This window comes from Rhodonellum psychrophilum GCM71 = DSM 17998 (assembly GCF_000381545.1).
Lineage (GTDB): Bacteria > Bacteroidota > Bacteroidia > Cytophagales > Cyclobacteriaceae > Rhodonellum > Rhodonellum psychrophilum.
On record NZ_KB906684.1, the window covers coordinates 93,465 to 108,383 of the forward strand.

Below are 14,919 nucleotides of genomic sequence, written 5' to 3' on the forward strand. Positions count from 1 at the left end.
ATGGCTTTCAAGCAAGTAATTCAATTCATTCAAGAAAAATTTCAGAGTAAAGGCTTTATTCCGCTACATGCACCTTCCTTCATGGGCAATGAGCGTAAATATTTGATGGATACCATTGATTCGACTTTCGTCTCCTCAGTTGGTGCTTATGTTGATTTGGCAGAGAAAATGGTGGCTGAGATCAGTCAAATCCATAAGGCTGTCGCAGTAGTGAATGGAACTTCAGGATTACAGATTGCCCTGCAGTTAGCAGGAGTGCAGCCTGGTGATGAAGTGATCACTCAGGCCTTAACTTTTGTAGCCACTGCCAATGCTATTCATTATACGGGAGCTGAGCCTGTGTTTTTGGATGTGGATTATGATACAATGGGTCTATCCCCTAAAGCAGTAGAATCCTTTTTAGAGGAGTATGGAGAACTTAGGGAAGGCGGAACTTACAACAAAAAGACGGGTAAAAGGATAGCCTCTTGTGTTCCCATGCACACCTTTGGATTTCCTGTACATCTTGATGAATTGGTATCAGTTTGTGAAAAATGGAAAATACCGATAGTGGAAGATGCTGCAGAATCACTTGGCAGTTTCTACAAAATGCAGCATACAGGATCATTTGGAAAATTGGGTGTATTTTCTTTTAATGGAAATAAAATAGTGACTTGTGGCGGAGGCGGAATGATTGTGACACAAGAGGAAGATTTGGGGAAATTAGGAAAGCATTTAACGACGACCGCCAAAGTAGCACATCCTTATGAGTATGTGCATGATCATGTGGGGTATAACTTTAGGATGCCAAATTTAAATGCAGCATTGCTTTGTGCACAATTGGAACGATTAGATTTTTATCTAAAAAATAAACGGCAATTAGCCCATGAGTATATTGATTTTTTTGAAGGTCAGGAAATCATTTTCCGAAAAGAATTAGACAATACCCAAGCCAATTATTGGCTGATGAGTGTTGAGTTGGAAAATCTTTCAGCGCGCAATGCTTTTTTAAAAGCCACTAACGATGCAAAAACAGTAACCCGACCTATTTGGCAATTGATGTATCGCTTACCGATGTATCAACATTGTTACCGAGATGGGCAAACGAATGCAGTAATTTTGGAAGAACGTATTGTGAATATTCCCAGCAGTGTCAGAATCTAAATCGGTCTTTATTTTTGGGTACTCTGGACACGCCTATGTGATAATTGAAACACTGATGGATGCAGGATATAAAATCGCAGGATATTTTGATTTTCAAAAAGCTGAAAAGAACCCTTATAGCTTAAAATATTTTGGATTTGAAAATAATGTAGACATTCAAAATATTGTTCAAGACCATCTGGTATTTCCTTCTGTAGGGGAAAATACCATCAGAGAAAAATTAATTGGATTTTTCGAATTATATAGTCTTAATCAGTTCGTAGCTATCGATCCAAGTGCACTGATTTCTAAAACTGCTTCAATCAATGTTTCTACCTATATCGGAAAGCATGTCTCAGTTAATGCCCAATCAAAAATAGGGAAAGGGGTAATAATCAATACGAATTGTGTTGTTGAGCACGAATGCACCATTAAGGATTATGTTCACCTAGCTCCCGGAGGTGTATTGTGTGGAAACGTTGCAGTTGGGAGAAGTACATTTATAGGAGCTAATTCGGTCGTGAAGCAAAACACAAAAATAGCAGACAATGTAATAGTAGGAGCGGGTAGTGTTGTTGTTAAAAACATTCATGAAAAAGGGATTTGGGTGGGAAATCCAGCAAAATACAGATGAAAAATAAGAGCGTACTTATAATTGCAGAGGCTGGTGTGAATCACAATGGTGATTTGGATAAGGCATTAAAATTAATTGATGTGGCCGCTGATTCGGGAGCTGATTATGTAAAATTTCAAACCTTTAAAGCTGAGAGCATAGTTAGCCGAGACGCCAAAAAAGCAGACTATCAAATTGACAATTTTGAAAATACTTCTGATACCCAATTTGACATGCTCAAGAAACTTGAAATGGGAGAAGATTGGTATCCTAATTTAATCAAAAGATGTCTTGAAAAGCAGATACATTTTTTATCCACTGGATTTGATAGTGAAAGTATTGATTTTTTGAACGAATTGAATATTCCTTTTTACAAAATACCTTCTGGAGAGATTACCAACAAACCTTTTTTACAACATATAGCTAAAAAAGGGAAGGATATTATTCTATCAACTGGAATGGCTAACCTTGCCGAAGTAAAAGCAGCCTTAAAAGTTATTGAAACTGAGGGTATTTCCAGAGATAGAATTACTGTACTCCATTGTAATACAGAATATCCGACTCCAATGGAGGATGTTAATTTATTAGCCATGAACCAAATGGCTCGTGAGTTAGGTGTGAAAGTTGGCTATTCAGACCACACCTTGGGCTTAGAAGTTGCTATTGCAGCGGTAGCCTTGGGAGCTTGTGTAATTGAAAAGCATTTTACTTTGGACAGAAGCTTGGTAGGTCCAGATCATGCTGCTTCTCTGGAGCCTGAAGAATTGAAAGCTATGGTAAGAGGTATCCGAAACATTGAAAAAGCCATTTCAGGGAGCGGCACAAAAGAACCAAGTAAAAGCGAGCAAAAAAATATTGCCATTGCACGGAAAAGCTTGCACCTAACCAGAGACTTATTTTCCGGACATATTTTAACCAATGAGGATTTGATGGCTTTACGCCCTGGTGATGGTATTTGCCCGATGGACATAGATCAGGTCATTGGTAAAGAAATAAAACACAATTTGATAAAGGGCAGTAAACTCCAAAATGCTGATTTCGAATGATTAAAGTGGGTATACTCACCAGCTCTAGAGCTGACTATGGCATTTATTTACCACTACTCAAAGCTTTGCAAGCAGATGAATATTTTGAGTTAAAGATAATCGTTTTTGGAACGCATCTGTCCAGGTTTCATGGTTATACTGTAAATCAAATAGAAGAGGATGGCTTTGTGCCCTTTGCAAAAATTGAATCTATCCTTGTAGGGGATACTTCTAATGCAATATCATCGACTTATGCGCTCACAGCTTTGAAATTTGCTGATTTTTGGGGGAACTACCATTTTGATTTTGATGTGGTTTTTGCACTTGGGGATAGGTTTGAAATGGCTGCTGCTGTTGCCGCCAGTATCCCTTTTCAAGTTAAACTTGCTCATTTATACGGGGGTGAGACAACCTTAGGCGCAATCGATAATATTTATAGACATTTTATTTCACTATCGAGTACTTATCATTTTGTTGCAACTGAATCCTTTGCGAAAAGAGTATATGCTTTGTTGGGTGAGGAGACTAGTTTGGTATACAATGTTGGATCCTTAAGTTTAGAAAATTTATTGACATTACCTTTACTATCAATTGATGAATTTAATGATAAATGGGGTATTGATTTGGAGCATCCAACAATACTTGTCACTGTACATCCAGAAACGGTGGCCTTTCAAAAAAATCAAAATTTTTGTACTGAGATAGCGGAGGCTTTATTGAAATTATCAAAAAAGTTTCAGGTCGTCATTACGATGCCTAATGCAGACACATCAGGAATGTTATACAGGAGGAGGTTTGAACATCTTTCTAAACTCAGTGAATCTATCAAGATAATTGAAAATTTTGGTACCCAATCCTACTTTACCTGTATGAAATATTCCAAAATATTGGTTGGGAATACGTCCAGTGGAATTGTTGAATCAGCAAGTTTTAATAAGTATGTCTTAAATCTGGGAGATAGACAAAAAGGAAGATTATCCAATGATAATGTTGTTCACCTTCCTTTTGATTCAGATATTATTTACAGAAAAGTTTTTGAGTTTATAGATCTTGAATATAATGGCAATAACATTTTCTATCATAGTAAACCTTCTCAAACAATTATTAAAATTTTAAAAGACAATCAATGATATCTTATCATAGTCATATAGTTTGTATAGATGTCTCTGTAAGAGAAGCATTAAAGAAGTTAGATGTTTTGGCTTCAGATGCTATTTTATTTTTAACAGATGACTGCAATACGCTACTGGGCTCTTTAACGGATGGTGATTTTAGACGAGGATTTATCAAAGGCTTAGATTTAGAAGATCACTTGTCGAAATTTTTACAGCCCAATCCAAAATTCATTCAGCAAGGAAAATATGTTTTTAAAGAAATCAAAGAACTGAGAGATAAATTTTTCACTGTCTTCCCAGTTGTAAATGCTGAAATGAAGATCATCAATGTGATAAACTTCAAACATCAAAAGTCTTATTTACCAATAGACGCCTTGATTATGGCAGGTGGAAGGGGAGAGCGTTTAAAACCATTGACAGATCATACGCCAAAGCCCTTACTGCCTGTAGGTGGTAAGCCAATCATTGAACACAATTTGGATCGGTTAAATGACTATGGTATAGATGATATTTGGATTTCAGTAAATTATTTAGGCAATCAATTGGTAGATTATTTTAAAGATGGTAGTGAAAAAGATCTACGCATAAACTATGTTTGGGAGGATAATCCCTTAGGTACAGCAGGTGCTTTGGGTTTGGTGGAAAATTTTATTCATGACCATGTTTTATTGATGAACTCTGACTTGCTTACAAATATTGATTTTGAAGAATTATTTTTGTTTTTTGAGGAACAAGATGCGGATATTGTCGTGGCCTGTATTCCATATCAAGTAAATGTGCCCTATGCTGTTATGGAAACTAAAGACAAGCAAATAACTGGATTTAAAGAAAAGCCTACCTATACGCACTATTCTAATGCGGGTATATATTTGATGAAAAAGGAAATAATCGATGAAATCCCAAGGAATGAGTTTTTTAATGCTACAGACTTAATGGAGCAATTGATACAAAAAGGTAAAAAAATTGTTGCTTTCCCTTTAATGGGATATTGGCTTGATATCGGCAAACATGAAGATTATAGTAAAGCACAGGAGGATATTAAATATATAAAGTTTTGAAACCATTAGTTGTTATACCGGCTAGGGCTGGATCTAAAGGAATTCTAAGAAAAAACATAAAAATGCTTGGTGGCAAGCCGTTGATTCAATATACTATTGAAGCGGCACGTAATGTTTTTAAAGATGAGGTAATCTGTATCTCAACAGACGATTTGGAGATAAAATCAATGGTTGAAAGTTTAGGATTGGCTGTTCCTTTTTTACGACCAAAGCATTTAGCATCGGATACGGCAGGTACCTATGATGTTCTTATACATGCTATTGAGTCTTATGAAAATCAAGGATATTGTGCAGACACTTTAATTTTATTACAAGCTACTTCTCCTTTTAGAAAGTCACAACATATTAAAGAAGCTTTAAAGTTATTTGATTTAGGGTGCGAAATGGTTGTTTCTGTTAAAGAAACTAAATCTAATCCCTACTATGTATTGAGAGAAGAGAATGAAGAAGGTTGGTTAATAAAGTCAAAAGAAAGTAAATTTATAAGAAGACAAGATTGTCCTAAAGTATATGAGCTTAACGGTGCTGTATACATAATGAACATAAAGGAATTAAAGTTAAGACCCCCTCATGAATTTACCAAGGTTCGTAAATATGAAATGGATGAGATGAGTTCACATGATATTGATAGCGAGTTTGATTGGGTGATGGCGGAGAATTTTAAAGAGAAATTATTTTAATAAAATTACTTTGGAAATAAAAAATAAAGCAAAAAAAAGCTTTAAATGGTCATTTTTAATTCAACTTTCATCTCAAATAATTGGTTTTTCTATATCAATATTACTTGCTCGGATATTATTACCAGCTGATTTTGGAGTTATTGGAATTTTAACCATTTTTATCAATTTATCAAAAAAAATAACTGATGGTGGAATGGCATCAAGTCTCATTAGAACAAAAGAGGTGAATGATCGGGATTTTTCGACTGTTTTCTTTTTTAATATGTTAATCAGTATATTCCTTTATTCAATTTTATTTTTTTTAGCCCCTTTTATAGCGATATTTTTTGAAGTCAAAATCGTTGAAAATTTATTGAAATTATATGGATTAGTTATAGTGATAAGTACCTTCACTATTACGCAATCTGTAAAATTAAATAGAGATCTTGATTTTAAAACTCAATTTAAAATACTCTTACCAAGTATAATTTTAAGTGGTCTCTTTGGAGTTGGTGCGGCCTACTTAGGATATGGGGTTTGGAGTTTAGTCATTAAAGAAATAGCGTTTGCAGTGTTTGCGTCGATTCAGTTGTGGTATTACAGCAACTGGACGCCATTATTTATTTTTGATAAGAATTTGTTTAAAATTCACTTTAGATATGGATATAAACTGACCCTAACAGATTTAATTTCACAGTTTTTTAAAGATGGGAACAAAATTATTATTAGCAAATTTTTTTCACCCGCGGATTTGGGTTTTTTCACTAGAGCTAAAACAATGGAAGAATTACCTAATAGTGTTGTATTTAACACTGTTAATAGAGTCATGTTTCCGTTACTGTCAAAAGTTCAAGACGACGATATTCAATTAAAGAAAATTTATTCTCAAATTATTAAAGTCGTAAGCTTTATTGTTGTCCCTTTTTTATTATTATTATATGTTATCGCAGAGCCGTTATTTGTTTTTTTAATCACTGACAAATGGCTACCTGCTGTACCGTATTTTAAGATACTTTTAATTGCTGCTATGATAGCTCCAGTTCAACCCTATTTACTTAATATATGTAAGGTAAAAGGAAGAAGTGATTTAGTTTTGAAATTGTCAATGGTAGAGTATTTATTTATTATTTTAAGCTTGTTTGCTATCATACCCTATGGTATCATAGGATTACTTTGGGGTTTAGTTTTAGCAACACTAGCTAAGCTTGTGGTAACCATGTTTTTTGCAGGAAGACTTATAAACTATACAGTGAAAAGACAACTCTTAGATTTAAAAGAAGGATTTAGTATAGGGGTGTTTATTTTTTGTATTGTTAGTTTTGCAAAACATGTGGGTCTGTTTGATTTAATGACCTCTTTTCAAACAATAATTTCAATATCTATTTTATTTTATACTCTATTTTTAGCTTTGTCTTATGTGCTTAAACTGGAGAGCTTTCACCTCATTAAAAATCTAATAATTAAAAAATAAATTATGACATTATTTTTGGTTCATTCCCTATATCATATTTTTTATGCTTTATCAATTGCCGAAAGAAACAATCTTACCAATGTTGTTATTATTTGTGCTACAAGTAACGGTGATAAATTTATAAAGATATTTGATAGTATAAGGATCAAATATCCCTATAAAATCATGAATATTAAACATAATGATACGGCTTCAAAATTGTCAGATGTAGATTTAGAAACCCTGGATTTGTTTAAGAAGCAAACTATAAATGAGTTGATTATTTTCAACCAAGACAATATGATGGCTGTTTATTTGGGTAAGTTTTTCCATAGGAAAAACTGTAAAGTTTCTCTTGCTCAAGATGGTTTAAAAGCTTATGCTCCAATAAAAAGAAATGCCTTAAAGTATAAATTTGAGCGATCTATAATGTATTATAATTTTATCAAATCCAATGGTTTTGAGTACTCTAGATTTTTCGTTAACTTAAAATATGCTTCCTATTCCTTCATTGATAATTTATATTTATCACACCCTCATGCCTGTCTCGAGTCAAATAAATCAAAAATTGAAGTTAATTTGTCTTCAATTATTTTAGATAAGTTTTCAGATTTACTTTTCAACAACAAAATTGATTTCAATAAGGAGACTATTTTTTTTGCTAGCTCCCTGCTTAAATTCAACGTGATGCAGATAGAAATTGAGATTAAAATTTTGACAAAACTCGCAAATCAATTTAATTGTTACCAAAAAATACTTAAGGTTCATCCTCGTGTAAGCAACAAAGTATATAATGAATTACAAAAAATAGAGGGTTGGATAATCATTAAAGATAATTTTCCAGGTGAATTGTTAATAAATAGTTTAAAATCAACAGCTTTAGTTTTTAGTGGGTATTCTAGTATAGCCTTGTTTAAACCAAGAAAAGAACTCGGTACCATATATTATTGGTTATATCCTCTATACGGCACCTCAATTAAAGCATTAAGTTGGTTGCAAATTAATAAGCCATCAGAAGATATTATATTAATAAATAGTTTCAATCAATTAGTAGAATTGAGAAAATCTATAAAATAAATTGAGTAAATCGATGAAAATTTTATTAATCTCTATTATATATCCATTTTATGGTGTTTTGAGTTATTTTAAAGAAAATAAAGATCAACATTTTTCATTTCCTCTTTTAGTTTTCTTTGTTTTCTTTGGCCTATTTTTTGTTGTACCAGAAACAGGAGATGCCTCCAGACACTTTATTACTTTTCAATTATATATTGATATGTCATGGGGACAATTTGTTAAAGAAGTTATTGAAGTAATTTCTCTTAAGTCAAGAAATCATACTGATATTTATATAATTTCCTCTAACTATTTTGTCTCTAGGTTCTCATCTTCACCTTCTTTTTATTTCGGATTTCAAGCATTAGTCTATGGTACTGTATTTATCTATTTATTTAAATTAATTTTAAAAAATGTAGATTATAAATGGGACTTGATTTCAGGTTTGATTTTTCTCACTTTATTTCTTGTTCTATCAATAGCAAAAATTCAATATGTTAGATTTTATTTGGCTGTAATGTTTTTTTTATACGGATGTTTTTTATTTTTATTAGAGAATAGAAAATATTTTTGGTTATATTTTATATTTGCAATTTTAGTACATATATCTTTATTAATACCTGCATCATTATTTTTTGTTTTTATAGGTTTTAGAAATAACCTCACATTATGGTTTTCTATTGCAATTCTTGCATATTTCTCATCAAGTTTTATGTCCCATTATTCCGATAATATCTTGACTTTATCCAGTGATTTTGCAAGTGAGTCTAGCGTAAATAATTTAGCAAAAGGTTATGTCGGTAATGAAGATTATATTTTAGAAAGATCAAATAGATTCGAAACTAGAAATTGGTTCACTAAATATTCTATCTATATGGGTAATGCTTTATCTATTGCCTTAATATTTATATTTGTTCTTTTTAAATTTGACAAAATTAATTTAAATAAAAAATTGATTTATATTTTTACTTTTTCACTTTTTATTTTTTCTTTGGCTCAATTCGGATATGCCTTTGCTTCTGTAGGTGAAAGGTTCATGCAGATATTTATCTTCTCAGGTATTTATTTTCTATACTTGCTATATCCTTACTTAACCGAAAAATTGAAAAAAATGCTTTTTATTCCTTTATTCCCTTTTCTATTGCTTTTTACTGCAATGGCATTAAGGGAGGTGATTGTAGTTGCAAATTTATTTACTTTAATAGGTAGCCCTATTTATATACCGTTTGTAATACAAGATCCTATCAGTATTTATGACTTTATGTTTTAGTGATGACTTCTCAATTCAGCAGACATTTAACCAGTTTCATAGGCAAATCAATAAATAGGAAAATTTTGGTTATAGAATCAGATGACTGGGGTTCTATCCGTATGCCGTCTAAAAATGCATATGAGTCCTTAATTAAGAGTGGAATAGCAGTTGATAGCTGTGCTTATAATACTTTTGACACACTTGAAACTACAGAGGATATTGAAGAAATTATAAAGTTTTGTAGAGGTTTCTGTGATAGTTTAGGTAATCCATTGAAAATCACTACTAATTTTATCATGGCAAATCCTGATTTTAATAAAATTAAGGAATCTAAATTCAAAAATTATTATTTTAAGGATCTATTAGACACTTATGAATACTATCAAGGAGAAAATAGAACATTTCAAGCGATAACGTATGCTATAGGTGAAAATGTATTTTTTCCGCAGTTGCATGGTAGGGAGCATTTGCAGGTTAATCACTGGTTAAAAGCTTTAATGAATGGAGATAAAGAATCTATTAATGCATTTGACCAGGATGTGTGGGGACACCCTTCTAATTACGAAAAAGTTTATGGCATCAATTTTTCATCCGCATTTCATATAAATTCTGAAAGCGAATTAAATTTTTGTAAACAATCCGTTATAGACGCTTCTGATCTGTTTTATAAGTCTTTTGGTTTTAGATCTGAGACATTTATAGCACCACGGTTTATCTGGCCCAAAGAAATGGAAAGGACTCTCTATCAATCTGGTATACGCGCTTTACAGGGGAAATTAGTGCAGTTAAAGCCGGAAATCGGATTATCAAATAATAAACTTAAAAATAAAATTAATTGGATGGGAAAATCTAATTCCTCTCAACTACAATACCTCATTCGAAATGTGTTTTTTGAACCTTCACAAAAACCTAGTTTTTCTTGGGAATTGGATGCTATGAACCGAATAGATACTGCCTTTTTTTGGGGTAAACCAGCTGTTATATCAATGCATCGTTTAAATTTCATGGGTGGTCTCTCAGTTCAAAATAGAAAAAATTGTTTTGAAAGATTAGGAGGTTTGATAAATTCTGTTCAGAAAAAATATCCCAATATTGAATTTTTATCCTCTAACGAATTATATCATTTATTATATGGAAAATAAATTTCAAGTAGCCATTATGATGCCTGTATATAATGGTGAAAAAACTTTACCACTTGCCATTTCTTCCTTGCTGCACCAAACATATCCATTTTGGAAGTGTTATATTATAAATGATGGATCTACTGATGGTACAAAAGATTACTTAAATTCATTACAGGATAATCGTTTTGTTGTAAAACATTTTGAAGAAAATAAAGGAAGACCCTATGCGAGGCAAGCTGCTTTAGATATTGCTGAAGGGGTTTATTTGGCTTTTTTAGATGCGGATGATTTTTATCATCCTGAGAAATTAAGGCTTCAAATTCAAGCCTTTATCAAACATCCAACTATATTCCTTGTAGGATGTGGCATGGGCTCATTTGACAAACATTTTATTATTCAATCAGTTAGATCAAATTATGATACAATGGAGTTAAAATTTGAAATTGGAAAGGAAAAGTTTAAGCCTGCAAGAGCAGCATCAATGGTTTTTTTAAATAGAGCCAAATCAATAGGTTATAATTTTTCTTTAAAATATGCGCAGGACACTGATTTTTTTATGAGATATCTTGATGATTATGAATATGTTAATATTAGTAATACTTTATATTATTATTCTGAATTTGAATCTGTTACAAAGTTCAAAATACTTGCAACAAATTACTATGGGTTATTACTTTATTCTCAATTTATTTCGAGGTCCCCATTTTTTGTTTTTAAACGAATGGTTATAAATCTATTTAAAATTGGTTTTAAAATTTTAATTATACCATTTGTTTCAAGTAAAGTCTTTTTATATAAAAGAGGATTGCCACCTTCTGATAAAGTCTATAGAGATTTTAATTCTACAGTTAAATTAATTAAAAAATAAATGTTCACAAGATGATTGAACGGTTTTATAAACATATGCCCCTATTTGCACAAAATTGTGCCATTTCATTAAAGGGGCTAGAGTTTGAGTTGTTCCGGATTAATAAGAAAACTACATTAAATTATTATAATTTTCTTAAAATATCAGAAAAATGGTCGTTAGACCAAATTTATAGTTTCCAACTTAATAGTTTAAACAAGGTTTTGACTGATGCGTATAAATATGTACCGTATTATAGAAAATTGAAAATTAATGGAATTTATATTGAATGTTTAAAGAATCTTGACGATTTATGCCATTTACCAATATTAGAGAAGTCTAAAGTCAAGTTATCACCTTATGATTTTTTGGATGAGAGGTTCAAAAACAAAATAAGAGTTGGGTTTACAAGTGGGTCTACCGGGTCACCTATGATGTATTTTAATACCACAGAAATTTTTTCAAAGAGGTGGGCTTTTGAATTAAGACTTAGAGATTGGGCAGGATTGAAGGAAATCTATCATCCAAAAAGGGCTCATTTTACTGGAAAAAATATTTTCGATAAAAAGAATTTTTATAGGTATAATACTACTCAAAATACTCTTCATCTCAGTAGTGACTTTATTTCAGAAGAAACAGCTATACAGTATGCGGAGATACTTTGTGATTTTAATCCTGAATTCATAGACAGCTATCCTAGTTGTTTACAAGTTTTAGCTTCTATTTGTTTATTAAAAAATATTCAGCTTCCCTGCCCTACAGCTATTCGTGTTAGTGGAGAAAATCTTGAAGAATCAAAAAGAATATTAATTGAAAAAGCATTTAATACAAAAGTCTATAATCAATATGGTTCAAGAGAAACAACAGCTTTTTTTTCCACTAATTCTTTTGGTGATTTTGTAATTCATCCTGAGTTTTCTTTGATAGAATTTAGTGATTCATTTAATCAAAATGGATTAGAAAAAGAGATTATTAGCTCTCCATTATTTGAAAATAATTGTATGCCACTTCTAAGGTATAGAACTGGTGACTTATGTTTATCCAATAATAATGAAATAAATTCTTCAGATCAAAACAACAAATTTAAAGTAATTAATGATTTAAGTGGTAGAATTGAAGACACTATTTTTGTTGAGGGAATAGGATATATTCAAAGGCTTAGTACTTGTTTTTATGGTATTAATTCAATAATTGAGGGTCAACTTATTCTTGTTAAACAGAATGAAATGTTAGCTAATATTGTAGTCAATAGTGGATTTGATAGTTCTGACCTTGAACATTTGAAATTTAATTTAGAAACAAAGCTATCTAATTTAGTAAATGTGAAAGTAGTAGTTGTTGATTACATTCCTAGAGGGTCTAATGGTAAATTTAAGTTTCTTGTCAATACATTAAAAAATCATGTGTAAAAGGATTATTATAGGCATTACGGCGCCTTTAAGTGTGGTTTTACTTAAAGGCCAACTCAAATATTTTTCTCTTCAAGGATATACTGTATATCTATTAGCCCCTCAAACTAGTGATACTATTGAGTTTTGCCGAGTTGAAAATGCTGTATTATTACCCGTAGAAATTGATAGGGAAATTAATTTTTTATCTGATATGAAAGCACTCTTTAAAATTTATCAATATTTTAAAAAAATTAAGCCAGATGTGATAAATGTTGGAACTCCTAAAATGGGTTTATTGGGTAGTATCGCAGGATGGTTTGCTAGAGTACCAAAAAGGATTTATACATGTAGAGGTTTCAGGTTTGAACATGAAACGGGAATTAGAAGAAAATTATTAAAAAGTCTGGATAAACTTGCTATCAATTTATCTCATTTTGTTATTAACATTAGTTTTTCTGTTGAAAATTTGGGTGTTAGTGAAGGTATGTTTTCTAAGGATAAGTCAGTTGTTTTTGGTAAGGGAAGTAGCAATGGATTGGATTTAGATTTTTTTGACCCCTTTCAATATAGCATTGATTTTATTAATAAATTGAAGTCACAAATATGTTCAAATAATATATTTATTTTTGGATTTGCTGGAAGAATTGTGGATAGAAAAGGCGTTAATGAATTGTATCAAGCATTTTCGATTATCAATCGAGAATATCCTTTAACACATTTATTAATTGTTGGGAAAGCGAATTTGGAACAAGTTGCTGATAAAACGCTGATGTTACGCATGGAAAGTGATCCCAATGTTAGTTTAACAGGATATATAGCCAATGTTAACGATTATATGGCTATCATGGATGTTTTTGTATTGCCAGCATGGTGGGAGGGATTTGGAAATACGCTTATCCAAGCTGCTGCAATGGGGCTTCCCATTATAAGTTGTGATGTAACAGGTTGTAGAGATGCTGTAAAACATAATTATAACGGAGTTTTAATACCGCCTAAGAATTTGTTAGAGTTAAAAGATATGATGCTAAGCCTTATGCTGAATGAAAAGGAAAGAAGAAGATTGGGGGAGAATGGCAAAGAATGGGCGAAACTCTTTGATTCCAAAGTAATTTGGTCTGAAATGAAAGTATTATATGAAGGTTAATAGACATATTGTTTTTATCATTCCATCTCTTCAACAGGGGGGATTGGAAAATTCAGTTAGTGTTTTGGTAAATCAATTAACAAAGGATAATAACCATCGGATATCGATTATTTGTTTTTATAAAAATTCTGTTTTTTATAAAGTAGATAAGTCTGTTGAAATTATTCATCCTAATTTTCACAGAAAAGGATTTTCTACTGTTCAATATTACCTCAAGTCCTTTTTTTTCATAAAAAATACATTAAAGGATATTAAACCAGATGTAGTCATTTCTTTTGGGGATTATATAAATGCCATTAGTATTTTGACTGCTAAAAGTCTTGGATTACCAGTTTATATTTCTGACAGATCAAGCCCAGGTAAGAACTTTCCCTTTTTCGTCAATCTGCTACGTAATATAGCTTATCCAAAAGCTAAGGGAGTAATTGCGCAAACACAAAGGGCTAAGGATCAAAAAGTCAAAATGGGGGTGAGAGAAGATAAAATTAAAGTCATTCCTAACCCAGTGAGAAGAATATCAATTCTTAAAGAACCAAAGAGAAAAATAGTGCTATGTGTGGCAAGGCATTACAAAGTGAAAGGTATTGATAGATTATTTGAAGCATTTGCGAATACACACGAGAAAAGCTGGCAACTGGAAATTGCTGGCTCTGAGGGACCGGAAACAAAATATTTAAAGGAATTAGCTGAAAATTTAAATATTTCGGAACGTGTGACATTTTTAGGGGCAAGAAAAGATATTGATGCCATTTATTCTTATTCTGGAATTTTTGCACTCACTTCCAGAAGTGAAGGATTTCCTAATGCATTAATTGAAGCCATGGCTCATGGCTTACCTTGTATTGCTTTCGATATTAATGCAGGGCCTGCTGATATTATTAAACATGAGGTTAACGGAATATTGGTTGAAGATGGAAATATAGGAGAACTAACATTGCAATTGAATTTGCTAATGGAAGATACAGCCCGACGTAATGAGTTAGGTAAAAGAGCTCTTAAAATTATGGATAGGCTTTCTCTGGAACGTATTTCTGAGGATTTTTTGGCTTTTATTAGTAGATAA

At 31.8% G+C, this 14,919-nt stretch carries 14 protein-coding genes; all 14 read left to right on the top strand.

Annotation, left to right across the window (positions count from 1 at the left end; genetic code table 11):
- The 14 genes from F824_RS0116875 (at nt 1) to F824_RS0116940 (ending at nt 14,919) form a co-directional block, all read left to right on the top strand.
- A complete protein-coding gene (locus tag F824_RS0116875) occupies nt 1-1,143 on the top strand; it encodes a LegC family aminotransferase (protein WP_033405394.1) in 1,143 nt (380 codons plus the stop codon).
- On the top strand, nt 1,130-1,756 hold the full coding sequence (locus tag F824_RS0116880; protein WP_019599106.1) for an acetyltransferase: 627 nt from the start codon (nt 1,130-1,132) through the stop codon (nt 1,754-1,756). The genes F824_RS0116875 and F824_RS0116880 overlap by 14 nt, the downstream gene beginning before the upstream one ends.
- On the top strand, nt 1,753-2,781 hold the full coding sequence (gene neuB / locus F824_RS0116885; protein ID WP_019599107.1) for an N-acetylneuraminate synthase: 1,029 nt from the start codon (nt 1,753-1,755) through the stop codon (nt 2,779-2,781). The genes F824_RS0116880 and neuB overlap by 4 nt, the downstream gene beginning before the upstream one ends.
- The gene (neuC, locus tag F824_RS0116890) at nt 2,778-3,890 is read left to right on the top strand and encodes a UDP-N-acetylglucosamine 2-epimerase (protein WP_019599108.1); all 1,113 of its coding nucleotides are present in this window, start codon (nt 2,778-2,780) and stop codon (nt 3,888-3,890) included. Before neuB ends, neuC begins: the two co-directional genes overlap by 4 nt.
- The gene (locus F824_RS0116895; protein ID WP_019599109.1) at nt 3,887-4,933 is read left to right on the top strand and encodes a nucleotidyltransferase family protein; all 1,047 of its coding nucleotides are present in this window, start codon (nt 3,887-3,889) and stop codon (nt 4,931-4,933) included. Before neuC ends, F824_RS0116895 begins: the two co-directional genes overlap by 4 nt.
- Nucleotides 4,930-5,613 (top strand): acylneuraminate cytidylyltransferase family protein, encoded by a 684-nt coding sequence (locus tag F824_RS0116900; protein ID WP_019599110.1) that lies wholly within the window; start codon nt 4,930-4,932, stop codon nt 5,611-5,613. Before F824_RS0116895 ends, F824_RS0116900 begins: the two co-directional genes overlap by 4 nt.
- A gap of 10 nt (nt 5,614-5,623) precedes the next feature.
- Nucleotides 5,624-7,063: a lipopolysaccharide biosynthesis protein gene (locus F824_RS0116905; RefSeq protein ID WP_019599111.1), complete on the top strand. Its 1,440-nt coding sequence runs from the start codon at nt 5,624-5,626 to the stop codon at nt 7,061-7,063.
- A 3-nt stretch (nt 7,064-7,066) separates the two neighbouring features.
- Nucleotides 7,067-8,119, top strand: coding sequence for a hypothetical protein (locus F824_RS0116910; protein ID WP_019599112.1), 1,053 nt, complete (start codon nt 7,067-7,069; stop codon nt 8,117-8,119).
- A 13-nt stretch (nt 8,120-8,132) separates the two neighbouring features.
- Nucleotides 8,133-9,368, top strand: coding sequence for an EpsG family protein (locus tag F824_RS0116915; RefSeq protein ID WP_019599113.1), 1,236 nt, complete (start codon nt 8,133-8,135; stop codon nt 9,366-9,368).
- 65 nt (nt 9,369-9,433) lie between these two features.
- Nucleotides 9,434-10,492, top strand: a complete 1,059-nt coding sequence (locus F824_RS0116920; RefSeq protein WP_139189886.1) for a hypothetical protein — start codon at nt 9,434-9,436, stop codon at nt 10,490-10,492.
- Complete coding sequence (locus F824_RS26915) at nt 10,482-11,342, top strand: glycosyltransferase family 2 protein (RefSeq protein WP_019599115.1); 861 nt, start codon at nt 10,482-10,484, stop codon at nt 11,340-11,342. Before F824_RS0116920 ends, F824_RS26915 begins: the two co-directional genes overlap by 11 nt.
- A gap of 11 nt (nt 11,343-11,353) precedes the next feature.
- Nucleotides 11,354-12,730, top strand: a complete 1,377-nt coding sequence (locus F824_RS0116930) for an acyl-CoA synthetase family protein (RefSeq protein WP_019599116.1) — start codon at nt 11,354-11,356, stop codon at nt 12,728-12,730.
- Nucleotides 12,723-13,856, top strand: coding sequence for a glycosyltransferase family 4 protein (locus tag F824_RS0116935; RefSeq protein ID WP_019599117.1), 1,134 nt, complete (start codon nt 12,723-12,725; stop codon nt 13,854-13,856). The genes F824_RS0116930 and F824_RS0116935 overlap by 8 nt, the downstream gene beginning before the upstream one ends.
- Nucleotides 13,846-14,919 (top strand): glycosyltransferase, encoded by a 1,074-nt coding sequence (locus F824_RS0116940; RefSeq protein ID WP_019599118.1) that lies wholly within the window; start codon nt 13,846-13,848, stop codon nt 14,917-14,919. The genes F824_RS0116935 and F824_RS0116940 overlap by 11 nt, the downstream gene beginning before the upstream one ends.

Bases quoted from the DNA above. Each gene is read 5' to 3' on its own strand.
- F824_RS0116910 (WP_019599112.1), top strand. From the start codon at position 7,067: ATGACATTATTTTTGGTTCATTCCCTATATCATATTTTTTATGCTTTA.
- F824_RS0116930 (WP_019599116.1), top strand. From the start codon at position 11,354: ATGATTGAACGGTTTTATAAACATATGCCCCTATTTGCACAAAATTGT.
- F824_RS0116915 (WP_019599113.1), top strand. From the start codon at position 8,133: ATGAAAATTTTATTAATCTCTATTATATATCCATTTTATGGTGTTTTG.
- F824_RS0116940 (WP_019599118.1), top strand. From the start codon at position 13,846: ATGAAGGTTAATAGACATATTGTTTTTATCATTCCATCTCTTCAACAG.
- F824_RS0116895 (WP_019599109.1), top strand. From the start codon at position 3,887: ATGATATCTTATCATAGTCATATAGTTTGTATAGATGTCTCTGTAAGA.
- neuC (WP_019599108.1), top strand. From the start codon at position 2,778: ATGATTAAAGTGGGTATACTCACCAGCTCTAGAGCTGACTATGGCATT.
- neuB (WP_019599107.1), top strand. From the start codon at position 1,753: ATGAAAAATAAGAGCGTACTTATAATTGCAGAGGCTGGTGTGAATCAC.
- F824_RS26915 (WP_019599115.1), top strand. From the start codon at position 10,482: ATGGAAAATAAATTTCAAGTAGCCATTATGATGCCTGTATATAATGGT.
- F824_RS0116875 (WP_033405394.1), top strand. From the start codon at position 1: ATGGCTTTCAAGCAAGTAATTCAATTCATTCAAGAAAAATTTCAGAGT.
- F824_RS0116935 (WP_019599117.1), top strand. From the start codon at position 12,723: ATGTGTAAAAGGATTATTATAGGCATTACGGCGCCTTTAAGTGTGGTT.